The sequence below is a fragment of the Kordia sp. genome (assembly GCF_965224175.1).
In the GTDB taxonomy this organism is placed as follows: Bacteria; Bacteroidota; Bacteroidia; order Flavobacteriales; family Flavobacteriaceae; genus Kordia.
Genome location: NZ_OZ245041.1, coordinates 1,514,110 through 1,536,621, shown reverse-complemented (window position 1 = coordinate 1,536,621; position 22,512 = coordinate 1,514,110). Strand labels below are relative to the sequence as shown.

Sequence of the window (22,512 nt, the reverse complement as noted above, 5' to 3'; positions counted from 1 at the left end):
ATTTAGTCAAAAAAACTCCCCGCACTCAATCATCTAAGATGAGTTTACTCAGTCAAGATGAATATAACAAGATTGTTATTGATTGGAACAATACAGATGCAGTTTATCCTTCCGAAAAAGTCATTTATCAGTTATTTGAAGAACAGGTGGAGAAAACGCCAAATACTATTGCGGCAGTTTTTGAAGGAAAAGAACTCACTTATGCCGAATTAAATGCGAAAGCAAATCAACTTGCTCGTTATTTAAAGACACAAACAACCATTCATCCAGATACATTAATTGCACTTTGTTTAGACAGAAGCCTAGATATGATTATTGGTATTCTAGGAGTTCAAAAAGCAGGTGGTGCTTATGTTCCTATTGATCCAGAATATCCTTCTGATCGAATCAGTTTTATATTAAATGATACAGAAAGTGCTATAGTTTTAACACAAAACCATTTGATAGAAAATTTAAAAAAACTTAGTAATGTTCCATTAATCACTTTAGATAGTGAACCATACAAAGAAGAAGAAACAAGTAATCTTATTTTACAAAACACAGCAGCAGATCTTGCGTATGTAATTTATACTTCCGGTACAACAGGAAAACCAAAAGGAGCAGTCGTAACACATCAATTATTAGTAAACAGATTGGTATGGCAAAAGGAAGCATATAATTTTAATGAAAGTGATACTATTTTACAAAAAACACCGTATGTTTTTGATGTTTCTGTCTGGGAATTATTATTGCCACTAATATCAGGAAGTACATTACTTTTTGCAAAAGTAAACGGTCATAAAGAACCAGAATATTTATATAGAATTATTGAACATCAAAAGGTAACAAAACTACACTTTGTGCCAAGTATGTTAAATGGTTTTGTTGCATATTTAAAAAGTGCTGATGTAAATAAATTATCTTTTGTAAAGGACGTTTTCTGTAGCGGAGAAGCGCTGTCAACTTCACTAGCTACTGATTTTAAAGAATTATATCCAAATATAAAACTAAACAATCTCTACGGACCAACAGAAGTCGCTATAGATGTAAGTTCGTATGATGATATACAAGCAAATGCTTCCATAATTCCTATTGGAAAACCTATTCAAAATATAAAATTTTATGTGTTGAATGAAAACAACCAAGCTGTGCCAATTGGTGCGGAAGGAGAATTGTTTATTGGAGCACAAAATCTATCAAGAGGATATTTAAATCGTCCAGAACTTAGCGCTGAAAAATTTGTTGCAAATCCTTTTGCTACGGAAGAAGATCTAATAAATGGGTATGATAAATTATATAAAACAGGCGATTTAGTACGTTGGTTACCTGACGGAAATGTAGCATATATAGGTAGAAATGATTTTCAAGTTAAAATCAGAGGTTTTAGAATAGAATTAGGAGAAATAGAAAATGTATTAAGCTCAATTGAAGAAATAACACAAGTTTGCGTTTTAGGGAAAGAGAGAAATGAAAGCAAATATTTAGCAGCTTACTACACATCTAACACTGAAATTACGGAAGAAACTATTCTGAAAGCAATAGCAGCACAGTTGCCTGAATACATGATTCCAAGTGCTTTTGTACAAATTGATAGTTTTCCACTAACAATCAATGGGAAATTAGATCGTAAAGCTTTGCCTGAACCTGAATTTACCAATGAAGAAACGTACATAGCGCCAACATCAGATTTAGAAATCAAGATTTGTGAAATTTGGCAAGAAGTATTGAATCTTGAAAAAATTGGAATATCAGATGATTTCTTTCGCATTGGCGGAGATTCTATCCTAAGTATTCAGTTAAGTTCAAAACTAAGAAAACAAGGTTTTTCATGTAGTGTTAGTACTATCTTTAATCATCGAACCATATCGAAATTAGCACAGTTTATAGCATCAAATGTAGATGTAAATCCAATCATTGCTGAACAAGGAAAATTAGAAGGAACCTTTGGTTTACTACCAATTCAACAATGGTTCTTTGATAAAATAAACGCGGAACAACTTCCTGAATTCAATCATTGGAACCAAAGTTTTTTAGTGAAAGTACCAGAACTTAAAGTAGAAAGAATTCAGAATATTATTGAAACTTTGGCTGTTCAACATGATATTTTACGTGCTAATTTTAATGATACTACACAGCAATATGCATCTACGAGTATTGTACCAACATTACAAACTCTTAATGTTACCAATCTATCAAAAGAAAAAATAAAACAGACATTTACAAACTGGCAAAATCAATTTGAAATTCATAACGGACCTTTATGGAATGTAGCTTATATAGAAGGATATGAAGACAATACAGCACGTTTATATTTTGCATTACATCACTTAATTGTAGATGCAGTTTCCTGGAGAATATTGATCGAAGACTTCCAATCGTTATACAACAACGAGTTTTTAGACGAAAAATCGAGTAGTTATCGTCAATGGGTACATGAAATATCAGCTTACGAAGAAAAGCACCCAACAGAAAAAAACTATTGGGATGATATTTTACAGACAATGCCAACCTACAATGTTTCTGAGCGTAAAGAAGCATTCCGTACTATCGAGATCAGCAAAAAACTAACAAGCGATTTACTACAAAAAGCCAACAAAGCCTATCATACTGAAGTAAATGATTTACTATTAACGGCATTAAATTTAACGCTTCACAATTGGAATAAAGAATCGACAAATGTTATTACTTTAGAAGGACATGGACGTGAACAACTGAATGAAACAATTGATCACAGCAAAACAGTAGGTTGGTTTACCACAATGTATCCTGTGCAACTTTCTGTGCAACAAAACTTAGAATCGAACATTAAATGGACCAAGGAAAATTTACGTGCCATTCCTAACAAAGGAATAGGTTTTGGAGCCATATATCCTAATGATTATATCAACCTGCCAAGTATTACTTTCAACTATTTGGGACAATTTGATACGCAAGACGGATTTTGGCAAGTCATCTCTGAAAGCTCAGGAACTCCAGTACATCCAAATAATATGGAGTCAGATATTATCAATATTACGGGAATGGTGACAGATGGTCAACTCAACTTTAGCATCATTAGTCAATTAGGTGAAAATGAAACACTCCAGTTTTCAAAAAATCTTCAACAGCATTTAGAAGATATTGTAACGCATTGTTTAGAAAAAATCAAAAACAAAGAAATAAAACACACACCAAGTGATTTTGAAACGGTTAAAATCTCACAAAATCTATTGGATAAAATAGAAAAAGATCAACAAATAAAAGCTATTTATCTAGCTAACAGTTTACAGCAAGGTTTTGTGTATCATGCATTAAGCCAACAAGATGATGACGCATACAGAGTACAATTTCTATTTGATTACAATCAAACATTACATGTCAAGAATTACATCAAAGCATGGGAATTCGCGATTCAAAAATATCCAATATTAAGAACTTCATTCAACTGGTCAGAAGAAATTATTCAAATAGTGCATCAAAGTGCAGAATTGAATTGTAAAACCATTGATATTAGTGATTTATCAGCAAACGAAAAGGAAGCGTACATTCTTGAACTACAAGAAAAAGATAGAAGTATTGCGTTCGATTTAAAGCAACCTTCTTTGTTTAGACTCTACATCATCAAACAATCGGAGACACAGTATACCTTATTAAAATCAGAACATCACAGTATTTTAGATGGCTGGAGTAGTCCTGTATTATTAAACGCTGTTCACGAATTTTATGCACAACTACAGCAAGGAAATCATATAACTAATTTAGTCGATGATTCTTTCGGAATGGCACAAAATTTCTATGCAAAACATAGAAAAGAAATTACTGATTTCTGGCATAAAAAATCATTGTTCATCAAACAAGTAAACGATGTATCTCCGTTATTATCTTACAAACAAGATTTAGATGCAATTAAGTCACTAGAAAAACCTTTTGATACCGCTATCAATATCTCAGGAGATGAATATGATTCACTGAAAAAACTAACAAAAACTACTGGAATTACTTTAAATACCTTGGTGCAATTTGCTTGGCATAAACTGATTCAAGAATATACGCAGGATACGCAAACTATTGTTGGAACGACGGTTTCTGGAAGAGAAATTCCAATAAATGGTATTGCAGAAAGTGTTGGGTTATACATCAATACTTTACCATTAATTATTGATTGGGAAAATGAAAATACAGTCTTAGAACAGATTCAACACGTACATCAGCAAATTACAGATATAAACAGTCACAGTTTTGCAAATCTTGCAGACCTACAAAAAGAAGGAAAACGATTATTTCACAGTCTATTCATTTTTGAAAGTAATCCAATGCCTGAACCTAAAGATTTAGGAGAAAATACATTATATCCAGAATTTAGATATGCTGTAGAGAAGTTAGATTACCCAATGGGAATTACGGTGACTGAACAAGGAAAAAGTATTGTAATAGGATTGAAATCAGATCGAGCGATTCTCACAGCAACGCAAGCAGAATTTAATCTAAGTAAGATAAAATTAATACTCAATACATTAACAACAAATCTAAAAGAAAAGCACTCAGGATTAACCACAATAACAGCCGAAGAATACCAACAAATCGTAGTAGATTGGAATCAAACAACAGTAAATTATCCACAAAATAAAACGATTCATGAACTATTTGAAGCGCAAGTTCTAAAAACACCTGAAGCAATTGCTGTTTCCCTTGAAGAATCAGTATTGACTTATCAGGAATTGAATTTGAAAGCAAATCAACTAGCAAGATACATTCAAGCGGAAACAGAAGTTCATTCAGATACGTTGATTGCAATTTGTATGGATAGAAGCTTAGAAATGATGATTAGCATTCTAGGCGTTCTAAAATCTGGAGCAGCGTATGTTCCGATAGATCCAGCATATCCAACGGAAAGAATCAAGTACATTTTAGCAGATACACGTACGAATTTAGTATTAACGCAATCACATATAACTTCCAAAATAAAAGAATGTGCTGAGGTGAAAAGTGTTGCCTTAGATACAATTTCATATCAAAATTTAGATACTTCCAATCTAGCTGTTCAAAATAAACCGAATGATTTAGCGTATGTCATTTACACTTCGGGAACCACCGGAAAACCGAAAGGTGTAATGATTGAACATAAATCGGTATATAATTACATTCAAAACATAGCAACATGCTTCGAAAACCTTGAAAATATTGATTATTCAAGTAATTTTTCTTTTGACTTATCAGTTACCACAACATTAGCTCCTTTAGTATTAGGGAAACGAATTTGTATATATGGAGGAAAACTCGTTGAAATCGACAAATATCTATCACATTTAAAAAAATATAAGATTGATTTCATAAAATCGACACCTTCATTTTTAACGCAGATTCATTTTGAAGAATTAACGCATCAAGTGAAAAGCTGTTTTATAGGTGGAGAAAAAAGTGATACAAATCAACTGAAATTTTTAAATCAACACATTTCAAATGTGTATGACGAATACGGACCAACGGAAGCTACTGTTGGAACAACCACAATACTAAACATGAACGCGATCAATAGTATTGGAAAACCTTACAATAATTACAAAGTCTATGTTTTAGGAAACAATCATAAACCAGTTCCTGTTGGCGTTGTGGGAGAATTACATATCGGCGGAGCTGGTGTAGCACGCGGATATTTAAATCAACCAGAACTTACTACCCAAAAATTCATTGAAAATCCATTTGCCAGTCAAACTGATATTGAAAAAGGCTATACGCGTTTATACAAAACAGGAGATTTAGTAAAATTGCTTGCCGATGGAAGCATGGAATATATCGGTAGAAACGATTTTCAAGTAAAAATCAGAGGTTATCGTATAGAATTAGGAGAAATAGAACATGCTATAAATTCAATTACAGAAATCAAACAAGCATGTGTGTTAGTCAAAGAAAAAAATGGTAATAAATATCTAGTTGGCTATTATGTTTCGGACGAAGAAATAAAAGAAGAAAAAATACAAGAAAGTTTATCCGCAGAATTGCCAGATTATATGCTGCCAGATATGTTGGTAGCACTAGAGCGTTTTCCACTAACAAACAATGGGAAATTAGATAGAAAAGCGTTGCCAGATCCTGAATTTGCAAACAATGATTCTTATCTAGCTCCAAGTACGGATGTAGAAATTAGAATTTGTAAAATTTGGGAAGAAGTATTAAACCTAGAAAAAATTGGCGTAACAGATAATTTCTTTCGAATTGGAGGAAACTCGATTTTAGCCATAAAACTATCTCATAAAATCACTAAATCTTTAAATATACGAGTAGTTGTTGCAGATATTTTAAAGTATAAAACGATTGCTAGTCTTGCTAAACATGTAAGCACAAACACTTCTAAGCGATTAAAAATTGAAGCACAAAACTTAGAAAAATATCCACTATCATTTGCACAAGAACGTTTATGGTTTATTGAGCAATATGAGCAAGGAACGAACGCTTATCACATTCCTTTATTGGTAGAATTGGCTAAAAATACAGCTATAAATCGCCTTAAAGAAGCAATTCAGCAAGTAGTGCAACGCCATGAAGTATTGCGAACCATTTTTCAGCAAGAAGATGAACGTTATGTACAATTAGTCCTTAACGAGGAACTTAAAATTCACGAACATTCACATCAAAACACGAACATAGAAGCTCAAATCGTAAAAGACATCAATACACCATTTGATCTTCAAAAAGAATTTCCAATTCGCGTTAATTTTTATCAAGAAGCAGAAAGCACAAAACTCTTAATTACCATTCATCACATTGCATCTGATGGTTGGTCAGAAGACATCTTACTCAAAGAAATAGACGCGATTTACAAAGGAGAAAAGCTGCCAAATTTAGACATTCAATACAAAGATTTCTCAACTTGGCAACGTGCATATTTACAAGGAGAACTTCTAGAAAATCAGCAAGCATATTGGCGAGAAAAATTGGCTGGCTATGAACCATTAGCCATGCCAACGGACAACAGCAGACCAAAACAAATCGAGTACGCAGGCGCTGACGAATTATTCACGTTACCTTCAGATTTATCTAATAAACTCAGGGACTTATCAAAAGTTCAAGGTTGCACGATGTACACAACCTTATTATCTGGATTTTACATTCTATTGCATAAATATACAGGTCAAGATGATATCATTTTAGGAACGCCAATTGCCAATCGACACTATGCAGAAATTCAGGATTTAATAGGTTTCTTCGTCAATAGCTTGGCGCTTCGAGAACAACTTGATCAAGAATCGACAGTAGAAGAATTACTAACACAAGTTCAAACTAATTTAATAGAAGCACAACGTTATCAAGACATTCCATTTGAAAAGATAGTAGAAACCTTAGGAGTTGTACAAGATTCTTCACGTCATCCCGTATTTCAAGTTATGTTTGGAGTGCAATCTTTTGGAGGAGAAACGGTTTGTGATTTATTCAAAGAACTGCCTTTAAAAGATACGTATGCGATTGCAAAATATGATATAAGTTGTTTTATGGATGATTCTCAGGATGAAATCCAAGGTTCGTTTAACTATGCGACTTCGTTGTATGAAAAAGCTACAATCCAACGCATGATCAATCATTACAAGCTCATATTGGCACAAATGGTTGAAGAAGAAGATAAAAAACTTCAAGATTACAGCATTTTAACGGCAGCAGAATATCAGCAAATCGTAGTTGATTGGAATCAAACAGCAGCAAACTATCCGAAAGACAAAACGATTCACCAACTCTTTGAAGCACAAGTTTTACAAACACCGGAAAAGATTGCGATTGTCTTTGAAGAAAAAGAACTCACATATGCTGAATTAAACGCAAAAGCAAATCAATTGGCGAGATACATTCAGTCACAAACAAATGTTACGCCAGATACCTTAATTGCACTTTGTTTAGATCGAAGTCTAGAAACAATGATTGGCATCTTGGGAATTCTAAAATCAGGAGCTGCATATGTTCCAATAGATCCTGAATATCCAACCGAAAGAATCAACTATATCTTAGAAGACACAAAAACAGATTTGATGTTGACACAATCGCACTTAGTGGATCGATTTATAGCAAACAACGAAGTAGCACTCATAGAAATAGATACAATTTCTTGTGAAAATTTAGCAACTTCAAATCTTACACTACAAAATCAACCGAACGATTTAGCCTATGTAATCTATACATCAGGAACGACAGGAAATCCAAAAGGAGTCATGGTTGAACATACATCAGTTCTTAGTTTTGCCATTGAAAATAACTTCATGGACTATGTAAGAGTGAATACAATTGCAGGTTTATCAAGTTTTGTATTTGACGGAAGCATATTTGATGCATTTGTTCCACTACTTTCTGGAAAAAAATATGTAATGATCGCAAAAAATGATATCACAAATCTAGATTTATTACACAAGCGATTTACACAAAACAACATAGATACGGTCTTTTTTACAACGGCATTATTTAATTCAGTGGTAGAAAACAAAATTGAAATTTTAGAAGGTTTAGATCAAATTTTATTCGGAGGTGAAAACTCTAATGATACAAACATATCCATTGTAAAGAATACCTATCCAGCATTAAGTTTATTACATGTATACGGACCTACGGAAACGGTTACATATTCTACTTTTTGCAACTTATCTCAACTCGAATATGATGATATCAGTCCGATAGGAAAAGGTTTAAACAATAAAAAACACTACGTATTAGATAAACATCTACAAATCTGTCCAGTTGGTGTTGTTGGAGAACTGCATATTGGCGGCGCAGGTATTGCTCGCGGCTATCTAAATCAGCCTGAACTTACTACCCAAAAATTCATTGAAAACCCATTCGCAAGTCAGGCAGATATTAAAAAAGGCTATACGCGTTTGTACAAAACAAGCGATTTAGTACGCTTGCTTCCGGACGGAAACATCGAATATGTTGGAAGAAATGATTTTCAGGTAAAAATAAGAGGTTATCGTATAGAATTAGGAGAAATTGAGAATGCGCTAAATGCTATAAACGGCATCAAGCAATCTTGTGTGTTAGCCAAAGAAAGAAATGGAAAAAAGCATTTGGTAGCTTATTTCACTTTAGAATCTATAATCACGAAAAAAGAAATTTTAGCACAGCTATCAACGCAACTTCCCGATTATATGTTGCCAAGTATTTTGATGGAATTAAAACAGTTTTCATTAAACATCAACAACAAGATTGATCGAAAAGCTTTACCGGAAGCTGAATTTATTAGTGAAGAATCCTATGAAGCACCAAGTAACGATTTAGAGATTAAAATATGTGAAGTTTGGCAAGAAGTTTTAAACCTTGAAAAAATAGGAGTTTCCGATGATTTCTTTCGCATCGGCGGCGATTCTATCTTAAGTATTCAATTAAGTTCAAGACTGAGAAAACAAGGATTCAATTGTAGTGTTCGCGGCATTTTTGATCATCGAACCATTTCAAAACTAGCGCTTTTCATTGCTGAAGATGTAAAAACAGTTGCCATTACTGCCGAACAAGGATTACTTGAAGGAACCTTTGATTTGCTTCCTGTACAAAAGTGGTTTTTTGATAAAAAACAACGCGGTCAATTAGCGAAATTCAATCATTGGAATCAAAGTTTTCTATTAAAAGTTCCAGAATTGAATACAGAAAAACTTCAAGAAGTAATGGAAGCAATTGTAACGCAACATGATGTATTACGTTTGATTTTTGGAGATAGAAATCAGCGTTATCTTTCAGAAATTGAAGTTCCGGAAATTTCGATTTTGAATGTTGAAAATCTATCAGAAAAAGAAATCGCTACTAAACTAACAGCACTACAAAGTAATTTTGACATCAACAAAAGCCCGTTGTGGACATCAGCATATCTTGAAGGATATGAAGACAAAAGCGCACGCTTATTCTTTGCTTTTCACCACTTAATCATTGATACGGTTTCTTGGAGAATCTTAATTGAAGATATCAAATCTTTATATGAAGGAAAAACGCCTGAAAACAAATCAAGTAGTTATCGTCAATGGGTTGAAGAAGTGTCAAAATATGAAGAGAAGCATCCAACAGAAAAAACATATTGGAACGATGTATTACAAAGCATTGTTCCTTTGAAGATTGAAGAAAAAGAAGTTTGTACAGGAAAAATCAAACTTAACAAAAAGCAAACAAAAAGTCTACTACGAAAAGTAAACAAAGCCTATCATACAGAAGTAAATGATTTATTATTAACTGCTCTAGGCTTCACGCTTCAAGATTGGAATGGATCTAGTAATCAGTTTATTACCTTAGAAGGTCATGGACGAGAAGAATTAAATGAAACCATTGATCACAGTGCAACTGTTGGTTGGTTTACGACTTTGTATCCTGTTGAATTACAATTAGGAAATACGATTTCGTCAAGTATCAAATCGATCAAAGAAAACCTTCGTAAGATTCCAAACAAAGGAATTGGATTTGGGGCAATCTTTCCTGAAGAATTGATCAATTTACCACGTATTAGTTTCAATTACTTAGGTCAATTTGATAGCAAAGACGAATATTGGCAAGTGGTATCAGAAGATGCAGGCATGGCGATTCATGATGAGAATGAAGATACGACATTGATCAACATTAACGGAATGGTTGTAGAAGGCAAACTACGTTTTCGTATTGATAGCAAATTAGGTTCAAAACAAACAAAACGATTTGCAGCCAGCTTTGAGCAACATTTATCAGCCGTCATCAAACACTGTTTAGACAAAATCAAAAACAAAGAAACAAAGCATACACCAAGCGATTTTAGCACAGTTACCATTTCACAAAATCTATTAGACGATTTACAGAAAGACAGACAAATAGAAGCCATATATCCAGCGAATAGCTTGCAACAAGGATTTGTATATCACGCGTTAAGTCAAAAAGAGGATGATGCGTATCGCGTACAGATTTTATTTGATTACAAACAATCGCTTCATGTTGAGAATTATATAAAATCATGGGAATTAGCGATTAAAAAATATCCAATTCTCAGAACAGGTTTTAACTGGGAAGAAGAAATTCTACAAATTGTATATACAGAAGCACAATTAGCATATCATATTTCAGATATTAGTGATCTGCCAGAAGAAAAAAGAAAACAACGAATCATTGCAATACAAGAAGCAGATAGACAAATTGCTTTCGATTTGAAAGAGCCTTGTTTATTGCGTCTTCATATCATCAAACAATCAGCGACACATTACACCATCTTAAAATCAGAACATCACAGTATTTCCGATGGTTGGAGCGAGCCAGTTTTATTAAATACGGTACATGAAAATTACGAACAGCTTCAACAAGGACAAAAGATTCAAATTCAGGTTGATAACTCGTATTTAGAAGCGCAAGAGTATCTTTTTAAAGAGAAATATACCATAGAAAATTATTGGCAGAAAAAAGTAAAAACAGTAACACAAACCAATGATTTATCACCATTATTGTCATACAAACAGGATCTAGATACCGTAAAATCACTAGAAAATCCTTTTGATACCTCAATTAAAATTTCAGGAAGTAAATATAAAGCACTGAAAAAACTAACAAAAACAGAAGGACTTACGTTAAATACATTAGTTCAATTTGCTTGGCACAAGTTGATTCAAGAATATACGAAAGACAAGCAAACTATTGTTGGAACTACAGTTTCAGGAAGAGATATTCCTATTCATGGTATAGAAGATAGTGTTGGGTTATACATCAATACTTTACCATTAATTATTGATTGGACAAATGAAAATACTGTCTTAGCACAAATTCAATACGTACATCAGCAAATTACTGACATTAACAGCCACAGTTTTGCAAATCTTGCGGACTTACAAAAAGAAGGAAAACGATTGTTTCATAGTTTGCTTGTATTTGAGAATTATCCGATGCCAGAAGACAAGGGACAAAGTGAAGATAAGTTGTGTGTAGAATATAACTATGCAGTAGAAAAGCTGGATTATCCTATGGGAATTACAGCATATGAAGAAGGAGAAAGTTTAGTAGTCAATATAAAATCAGATCGTACGATTTTAAATACTGCGCAAGCGGAATTTAATTTAAGTAAGATTGAACTATTACTGAATCAACTAACTTCAAATTTAGATAAGAAACATACAGAACTTTCTACGATTACGGCAGCAGAATATCAGCAAATTGTAGTTGATTGGAATCAAACAGAAGCAAATTATCCAAAAGACAAAACGATTCATGAACTCTTTGAAGCTCAAGTTTTACAAACACCAGAAAAGATTGCGATTGTCTTTGAAGATAAAGAGCTGACATATGCTGAGTTAAACGCAAAGGCAAATCAACTGGCGAGATACATTCAGTCACAAACAAATGTTACGCCAGATACCTTAATTGCACTTTGTTTAGATCGAAGTTTAGAAACGATGATTGGAATCTTGGGAATTCTAAAATCAGGAGCTGCATATGTTCCAATAGATCCTGAATATCCAACCGAAAGAATCCACTATATCTTAGAGGATACAAAAACAGATTTGATGTTGACACAATCGCACTTAGTGGATCGATTTGCCGCAAATAATGAAGTAACATTCATAGAAATAGATACGATTTCTTGTGAAAATATAGCAGCTTCAAATCTTACATTACAAAATCAACCGAACGATTTAGCTTATGTAATTTATACATCAGGAACTACAGGAAATCCAAAAGGAGTCATGGTTGAACATACATCAGTTCTTAGCTTTGCGATTGAAAATAATTTCATGGACTATGCAAAAGTGAATACAGTTGCAGGTTTATCAAGCTTTGTATTTGACGGAAGCATATTTGATGCATTTGTTCCTTTACTTTCAGGGAAGAAATATGTAATGATCGCAAAAAATGATGTCACAGACTTAGATTTATTACACAAGCGATTTACGCAAAACAACATAGATACGGTCTTTTTTACAACGGCATTATTCAATTCAGTAGTAGAAAACAAAATAGAAATTTTAGCAGGTTTAGATCAAATTCTATTCGGAGGCGAAAATTCAAATGATACAAACATAGCAATCGTAAAAAACACCTATCCAGCATTAAGTCTTTTACATGTTTACGGACCTACAGAAACAGTTACATATTCTACTTTTTGCAACTTATCGCAACTCGAATATGATGATATCAGTCCTATAGGAAAAGGTTTAAACAACAAAAAACACTATATATTAGATAAACATCTACAAATCTGTCCAGTTGGTGTTGTCGGCGAATTGCATATTGGCGGCGCAGGTATTGCTCGCGGCTATTTAAATCAACCAGCACTTACAGCTGAAAAATTCATTGAAAACCCATTCGCAAGTCAGGCAGATATTGAAAAAGGCTATACGCGTTTGTACAAAACAGGCGATTTAGTACGCTTGCTTCCAGACGGAAACATCGAATATGTTGGAAGAAATGACTTCCAAGTAAAAATAAGAGGTTATCGAATAGAATTAGGAGAAATTGAGAATGCACTAAACGCTATAAACGGTATCAAACAATCTTGTGTATTAGCCAAAGAAAGAAATGGCAATAAATACTTAATTGCTTATTATGTTTCAGATGAAACGCTTACTCAAGAAGAAATTTTAGCACAGCTATCAACGCAACTTCCCGATTACATGTTGCCAAGTATTTTGGTGGAATTAGAACAATTTTCACTAAACATCAACAACAAAATTGATCGAAAAGCTTTGCCAGAAGCTGAATTTATCAGTGAAGAATCTTATGAAGCGCCAAGTACTGATTTGGAGATTAAGATGTGTAAAATTTGGCAAGAAGTCTTAAACGTAACTAAAGTTGGAGTCACTGATGATTTCTTTAAAATAGGTGGAAACTCAATTTTAGCTATAAAACTTGCGCATAAAATCAACAAGGAATTTGATGCATCCATTGAAGTTGCGGATGTTTTTAAACACAAAACAGTGCAAGAAATACTTGAATGTATTTCTACATCAATAGTAGAAGAAGACGAATTTATAGAAATAGAATTGTAATGGAAAAGAACTTAAAACTAATATACCAAGCGAATAATTTAGGAGTTCTTTTGTGGACAGAAGATGGAAAGCTAAAATCTAGATTTCCAAAGTCTTTTGCAGATAAGGAATTTTTAAGTCAACTGAGTCAAAATAAAGAATCGATACTATCGATATTGGAATACAATGAAATTTTATCAAGTGAAATCAAGCTTCCACGTGCATACAAACTAAAGACTTCAGAAAAGCATTCTTTATCATTTGCGCAAGAACGTTTATGGTTCATTGAACAATATGAACAAGGAACGAACGCTTATCATATTCCTCTATTAGTAGAATTGGCTGAAAATACAGCTATACATCGTTTAAAAGAAGCAATTCAACAAGTAGTACAACGTCATGAAGTATTGCGAACCATTTTTCAGCAAGAAGATGAACGTTATGTACAATTAGTGCTTAACGAAGAACTTAAAATACATGAACATTCACATCAAAACACGAACATAGAAGCTCAAATCGTAAAAGACATCAATACGCCATTTGATCTTCAAAAAGAATTTCCGATTCGCGTTAATTTCTATCAAGAAGCAGAAAATACAAAACTCTTAATCACCATTCATCATATCGCATCTGATGGTTGGTCGGAAGACATCTTACTCAAAGAAATAGACGCGATTTACAAAGGAAAAAAGCTGCCAAATTTAGACATTCAATACAAAGATTTCTCAACTTGGCAACGTGCATATTTACAAGGAGAACTTCTAGAAAATCAGCAAGCATATTGGCGAGAAAAATTGGCTGGCTATGAACCATTAGCTATGCCAACGGACAATAACAGACCAAAACAAATCGAGTACGCTGGCGCTGACGAATTATTCACGTTACCTTCAGATTTATCCAATAAACTCAGGGACTTATCAAAAGCTCAAGGTTGCACGATGTACACAACCTTATTATCTGGATTTTATATTCTATTGCATAAATATACAGGTCAAGATGATATCATTTTAGGAACGCCAATTGCCAATCGACACTATGCAGAAATTCAGGATTTAATAGGTTTCTTCGTCAATAGTTTGGCACTTCGAGAACAACTAGATAAAGAATCGACAGTAGAAGAATTACTAACTCAAGTTCAAGCTAATTTAATAGAAGCACAACGTTATCAAGACATTCCATTTGAAAAAATAGTAGAAACTCTAGGAGTTGTACAAGATTCTTCACGTCATCCTGTATTTCAAGTTATGTTTGGAGTGCAATCTTTTGGAGGAGAAACGGTTTGTGATGTATTCAAAGAATTGCCTTTAAAAGACACGTATGCAATTGCAAAATATGATATAAGTTGTTTTCTAGATGATTCTCAGGATGAAATCCAAGGTTCGTTTAACTATGCGACTTCGTTGTATGAAGAAGCCACAATCCAACGTATGATCAATCATTACAAGCTCATATTGGCACAAATGGTTGGAGAAGAAACTAAAAAACTTCAAGATTACAGCATTGTAACGGCAGCAGAATATCAGCAAATTGTTATTGACTGGAATCAAACAGCAGCAAACTATCCGAAAGACAAAACGATTCACGAACTGTTTGAAGCACAAGTTTTACAAACACCAGAAAAGATTGCGATTGTCTTTGAAGATAAAGAACTGACATATGCTGAATTAAATGCAAAGGCAAATCAATTGGCAAGATACATTCAGTCACAAACAAATGTTACGCCAGATACCTTAATTGCACTTTGTTTAGATCGAAGTCTAGAAACAATGATTGGAATCTTAGGAATTCTCAAATCTGGAGCTGCATATGTTCCAATCGATCCTGAATATCCTACCGAAAGAATCAACTATATCTTAGAAGACACAAAAACAGATTTGATGCTTACGCAATCGCACTTAGCGGATCGATTTACAGCAAACAATGAAGTAACATTCATAGAAATAGATACGATTTCTTGTGAAAATATAGCAACTTCAAATCTTACATTACAAAATCAACCAAACGATTTAGCCTATGTAATCTATACATCTGGAACTACAGGAAATCCAAAAGGAGTTTTACAAACGCATGGAAATGTGCAAAGATTATTCAGTACTACAGATCATCAGTTTACTTTCAATGATAAGGATACGTGGACTTTGTATCATTCATACATATTTGATTTTAGTGTTTGGGAAATGTGGGGCGCATTACTTTTTGGTAGAAAACTTGTCATCCCAAACAATGAAACAGTCAAGGATATTCCTCGTTTTATAGATTTGTGTCTTACACATAAAGTTACGGTTCTCAACCAAACACCAACCGCTTTTTACACTTTTGCAGACAACTTAAATTACAAAGATATCTCTGAATTATCGATTAGATATATCATTTTTGGAGGAGATGCGTTACAAGTAAAATTATTAGATAATTGGTGGAATACGAAGCGAAAATATAACTTCAAAACCACTTTGATCAACATGTACGGTATCACAGAAACGACGGTTCATGTTACGTACAAAGAAGTATTTGAAGATGAAAAAGCGTCTTCAAACATAGGAAAAGCCATAAATGATTTATCAAGCTATGTATTAGATGCTACCAACAAACCTGTGCCAGTTGGTGTTGTGGGCGAATTGCATATTGGCGGTGCAGGATTGGCGCGTGGATATTTAAATAAACCTGAACTCACAGCGAAGAAATTCATTAAAAATCCATTTGCAAGTCAATCAGATATAGAAAAAGGGTACACGCGTTTGTATAAAACAGGCGACTTGGTACGCTTGCTTCCAGACGGAGACATGGAATACATGGGACGCAATGATTTTCAAGTAAAAATAAGAGGTTATCGTATAGAATTAGGAGAAATTGAAAATAGAATCAGTGCTATTAAAAACATCAAACAATGTTGTGTATTAGCCAAAGAACGAAATGGTAATAAATACTTAATTGGTTATTATGTTTCCGATGAAATGGTAGGTCAGGAAGAAATTTTAGAACATCTTTCTGCTCAGCTTCCTGATTATATGGTTCCGAGTATTTTGGTTGAATTGGAATACTTTCCTTTAACAATTAATAATAAATTAGATCGAAAAGCTTTACCAGAAGCTGAGTTTGTCAGTGAAGAATCTTATGAAGCGCCAAGCACTGATTTGGAGATTAAAATATGTGAAGTTTGGCAAGAAGTTTTAAATCTTGAAAAAATTGGTGTTTCTGATGATTTCTTCCGTATCGGCGGCGATTCTATCTTAAGTATTCAATTAAGTTCAAGACTGAGAAAACAAGGACTCAATTGTAGTGTTCGCGCCATTTTTGATCATCGAACCATTTCAAAATTAGCACTTTTCATTGCTGAAGATGTAAAAACAGTTGCCATTACTGCCGAACAAGGTTTGCTAGAAGGAACCTTTGATTTGCTTCCTGTGCAAAAATGGTTTTTTGATAAAAAGCAACGTGGTCAATTCGGGAAATTCAATCATTGGAATCAAAGTTTTCTATTAAAAGTTCCAAAATTAAATACAGAAAAACTTCAAGAAATAATAGAAGCAATTGTGACGCAACATGATGTATTGCGTTTGATTTTTGGAGATAGAAATCAGCGTTATCTCTCAGAAATTGAAGTTCCAGAAATTTCAGTTTTAAATGTAGAAAATCTATCAGAAAAAGAAATCGCTACTAAACTAACAGCGCTACAAAGTAATTTTGATATTCATGAAATTCCGTTGTGGACATCGGCATATCTTGAAGGATATGAAGACAAAAGCGCACGCTTATTTTTTGCTTTTCACCATTTAATCATTGATACGGTTTCTTGGCGAATCTTAATTGAAGATATCAAATCTTTATATGAAGGAAAAACACTTGAAAGCAAATCAAGTAGTTATCGTCAATGGGTTGAAGAAGTGTCACAATATGAAGAGAAGCATCCAACAGAAAGAACATATTGGAACAATCTATTACAAAGCATTGTTCCTTTGAAAATTGAAGAAAAAGAAGTTTCTACAGGAAAAACCAAACTCAACAAAAAGCAAACAAAAAATCTATTACGAAAAGCAAACAAAGCCTATCATACAGAAGTAAATGATTTATTATTAACTGCTTTAGGCTTCACGCTTCAAGATTGGAACAGTTCTAATAACCAATTCATTACCTTAGAAGGTCATGGAAGAGAAGCATTAAATGAAACCATTGATCACAGTGCAACTGTTGGTTGGTTTACAACGTTGTATCCTGTTGAATTACAATTAGAAGATACGATTTCGTCAAGTATCAAATCGATCAAAGAAAACCTTCGTAAGATTCCAAACAAAGGCATTGGATTTGGCGCAATTTTTCCTGAGGAAATGATCAATTTACCAAGAATAAGTTTCAATTACTTAGGTCAATTTGATAGCAAAGACGAATACTGGCAAGTTGTGTCTGAAGATGCAGGCATGGCGATTCATGATGAAAATGAAGATACAACATTAATCAACATTAATGGAATGGTTGTAGAAGGCAAATTGCGTTTTCGAATAGATAGCAGATTAGGATCAAAACAAACAAAACGCTTCGCAGCCAACTTTGAGCAGCATTTATCAGCAGTCATCAAACACTGTTTAGACAAAATCAAAAGCAAAGAAACAAAGCACACGCCAAGTGATTTTGGTACAGTTACCATTTCACAAAATCTATTAGACAATTTGCAGAAAGACAGACAAATAGAAGCCATATATCCAGCGAATAGCTTACAACAAGGATTTGTATATCATGCATTGAGTCAAAAAGAAGACGATGCATATCGCGTACAGATTTTATTTGATTACAAACAACCGCTACATGTTGAGAATTATATTAAGTCTTGGAAATTAGCGATTAAAAAGTACCCAATTCTCAGAACAGGATTCAATTGGGAAGAAGATATCATTCAAGTAATTTATCGCAAAGCTAGCTTGAATTCTGAATTGTTAGATATAAGTCATTTAACTGAAGAAGCACGCAATAAGTATCTTGTTGAACTACAAGAAAAAGATAGGCAAATTGCTTTTGATTTAAGCGTTCCGTGTTTACTTCGATTGTACATCATCAAACAATCAGCGACACATTACACCATATTAAAATCTGAACATCACAGTATTTCTGATGGTTGGAGCGGACCAGTTTTATTAAATACGGTTCACAATCATTATGAACAGTTGCAACAAAATCAAAAAGTTGCTGTCAAAGTAGACACTTCTTATTTGGAAGCGCAACTTTATGTATCCAATAAAAAACAAAGTGTTGCTGACTATTGGCAAACGAAGGTTAAAACCATAGCACAAACCAATGATTTATCGCCATTATTGTCGCACAAACAGGATTTAGATACAGTGAAATCGCTAGAAAGTCCTTTAGATACAGCCATTGAAATTTCAGGAAGCGAATATCATGCATTGAAAAAACTAACAAAAACTACAGGACTTACACTAAATACCTTGGTTCAATTTGCTTGGCACAAATTGATTCAGGAATACACACAAGACAAGCAAACTATTGTTGGAACTACAGTTTCAGGAAGAGATATTCCAGTTCATGGTATTGAAGAAAGTGTTGGATTGTACATTAATACTTTGCCATTAATTATTGATTGGACCAATGACAATACAATCTTGGAACAAATTCAGTACGTACATCAGCAAATTACAGATATTAACAGTCACAGTTTTGCGAATCTTGCGGACTTGCAAAAAGAAGGAAAACGATTGTTTCATAGTTTGCTAGTATTTGAAAACTATCCGATGTCTGATGCAAAACAAGAAGGTGACGATAAGCTACATCCTGAATTTCGTTATGGCGTAGAAAAATTAGATTATCCAATAGGAATTACAGCATACGAACAAGGAGAAAAGTTAGTGATCAACTTAAAATCAGATCAAAGTATTTTAGACCGAAAACAAGCTACTTTCAATTTGAGCAAGATTGAATTATTACTAAATCAGTTACCTTCAAATTTAGATGAAAAACACACAGAGCTGTCAACGATTACCGAAGCAGAATACCAACAGATCGTTGTAGATTGGAACCAGACAGAAACACCATATCCAGAAGACAAAACGATTTATGAATTGTTTGAAAAGCAGGTTTTACAAACACCAAATGCTATTGCAGTTTCATTTGAAGGCGAAACGCTGACATATGCTGAATTAAATGCGAAAGCAAATCAATTGGCAAGATATCTACAATCAGAAATAACCATTACATCAGATACTTTGGTCGCTTTATGTTTAGATAGAAGCTTGGAAATGATCATTGGCATATTAGGAATCATGAAATCTGGAGCTGCGTATGTTCCGATAGATCCTGAATATCCTGCGGAAAGAATCAATTATATCATTGAAGATACCAAAACAGAAGTTGTATTGACGCAATCTCATTTGGCGGAAAATTTACAGCAAATCAACGCAGTTCGTTTGATAACTTTAGATTCAAATTGTTACCAACACAACACAACAACAAATGTTACGAATCAGCACATAGCTACAGATGTAGCCTATGTAATCTATACTTCTGGAACTACAGGGAAACCAAAAGGCGCGATGGTGACACATCAACTTTTAGTGAATAGATTGTTATGGCAAAAAGAAGCATATAACTTTAATGAATCTGATACAATACTACAGAAAACGCCATATGTTTTTGATGTTTCTGTATGGGAATTATTATTGCCTCTTATCTCTGGAAGTAAGTTGATTTTTGCGAAAGTAAACGGACACAAAGATCCTGAGTATTTGCATCATGTACTAAACGATCAATCAGTTACAAAGTTACATTTTGTACCAAGTATGTTGCATGGTTTTGTGGCTCATTTAGAAAGTAAATCATCACAATCGCTACATGCTGTACAGCAAGTTTTTTGTAGTGGAGAAGCACTTCCATTGCAATTGGTGAATGATTTTAAAAATCTATTTCCTACAATAAAACTAAACAATCTTTATGGTCCTACAGAAGTAGCAATTGATGTAAGCGCTTACGATGACATTCAAGCAGATATTGATTTAGTTCACATCGGAAAACCAATTCAGAATATTAAATTTTATGTTCTAGATGATAACTATCAACCAGTCCCTGTAGGCGTTCAAGGTGAATTGTTTATTAGTGGTGTAGATTTAACTCGTGGTTATTTACATCGACCAGAACTCAGTGCGGAAAGGTTTATTGAAAACCCATTTGCAACGGAAAAAGATCAAACAAATGGTTATATAAAACTCTACAAAACAGGCGATTTAGTAAGATGGCTAGCTAATGGAAATATAGAATACATTGGTAGAAATGATTTCCAAATAAAAATAAGAGGTTATCGAATAGAATTAGGCGAAATAGAAAATACGCTAAGAGCAGTAGAAGGTGTTAAGCAGGCTTGTGTATTGGCAAAACAAAAAAATGATCATACATATTTAGTGGGTTATTATGTTTCCGATGGAAAAGTTGATAAAGAAAAAATACAAGCACATTTGTCAGATCAACTTCCTGATTATATGATTCCTAGTATTTTGGTTGCACTAGATCATTTTTCGTTGACAGTTAATGGTAAGTTAGATCGTAAAGCATTGCCTGATGCAGAATTTGTGAATGAAGAATTGTACAAAGCTCCAAGTACTGATGTAGAAATTAATCTCTGTTCTATATGGCAAGAAGTTTTAAGCATAGAAAAAGTTGGAATTACAGATGATTTCTTTCAGATAGGAGGAAACTCTATTTTAGCCATAAAGCTAATTGTTAAAATGAATAAAGCTTTTTCTACCGAAGGAGAAGAGTTGAGTATTGCGGATTTGTTTAAACATAAAAGTATTGAGAATTTACTTTTAAATGTACCTAAAAAGCGATCATCAAATACACTTATCAAAAAGATGAATGTCGATTTAGCTAACGAAAAAAATCTTTTATTTGTGCATCCAGCTAAAAGCGGTTGTGAAGTGTATACAGAGTTAGCGAATAAGCTCCGAAACAATATGAACTCGTACGGAATTGACAATTATAATATTGTGAATGAAGATTCTATTTCAAACCTAAATTTACTAGCAGAAAAGTATGTAAATGAGTTGCTTACAAAAAATCTAACAGAAACTATCAATCTATGTGCTTGGTCGTTAGGAGGACAAATTGCACTGGAAATGGCTTACATTCTAGAACAAAAAGGATGTAGAAATATAAATGTGTATTTACTAGATACATTGATCAGAGATGCACATTTGTTAGCATTGTTAGATAGGTATGACGAAATTGAAAATACTAAAATAGCTACTGCACAAATGATTGCCGATGGTTATGACGAAACTTATGTAGCCAATGTAATGAGAGCAGCTGCAGCTGAACATAAAATTAGCAAACAACCGATTTCTGGAATATTGACAAGAAGTCGCGTAGTTCTATTCAAAGCATTGCAACACGATACACGAATTGATTTTGAAGGCAGTGATGAAATTCAGGCGTATATTCAAACCTTAGCAGATAATAATGTAAAACAATTCGTTGAAAATTTAGAAGTCATTAATGTAGATTGTCATCATGGAAACATCATTACGCATGTCTTTGAAAATGACGAATACTCAAATCAACTTATACATAAGCAACAAAAACTAAGTTTAGAAACAAATATTGTCAGCAGTGTACGCTTCTAATGAAAACC

At 33.5% G+C, this 22,512-nt stretch carries 2 protein-coding genes; both read left to right on the top strand.

From position 1 onward, the window contains the following. Positions 1 to 38 precede the first annotated feature (38 nt). Positions 39 to 13,910, top strand: coding sequence for an amino acid adenylation domain-containing protein (locus ACOQOS_RS06700; RefSeq protein ID WP_420574204.1), 13,872 nt, complete (start codon positions 39 to 41; stop codon positions 13,908 to 13,910). Further along, the gene (locus ACOQOS_RS06695) at positions 13,910 to 22,504 is read left to right on the top strand and encodes an amino acid adenylation domain-containing protein (RefSeq protein ID WP_420574203.1); all 8,595 of its coding nucleotides are present in this window, start codon (positions 13,910 to 13,912) and stop codon (positions 22,502 to 22,504) included. The genes ACOQOS_RS06700 and ACOQOS_RS06695 overlap by 1 nt, the downstream gene beginning before the upstream one ends. Positions 22,505 to 22,512: the final 8 nt, after the last annotated feature.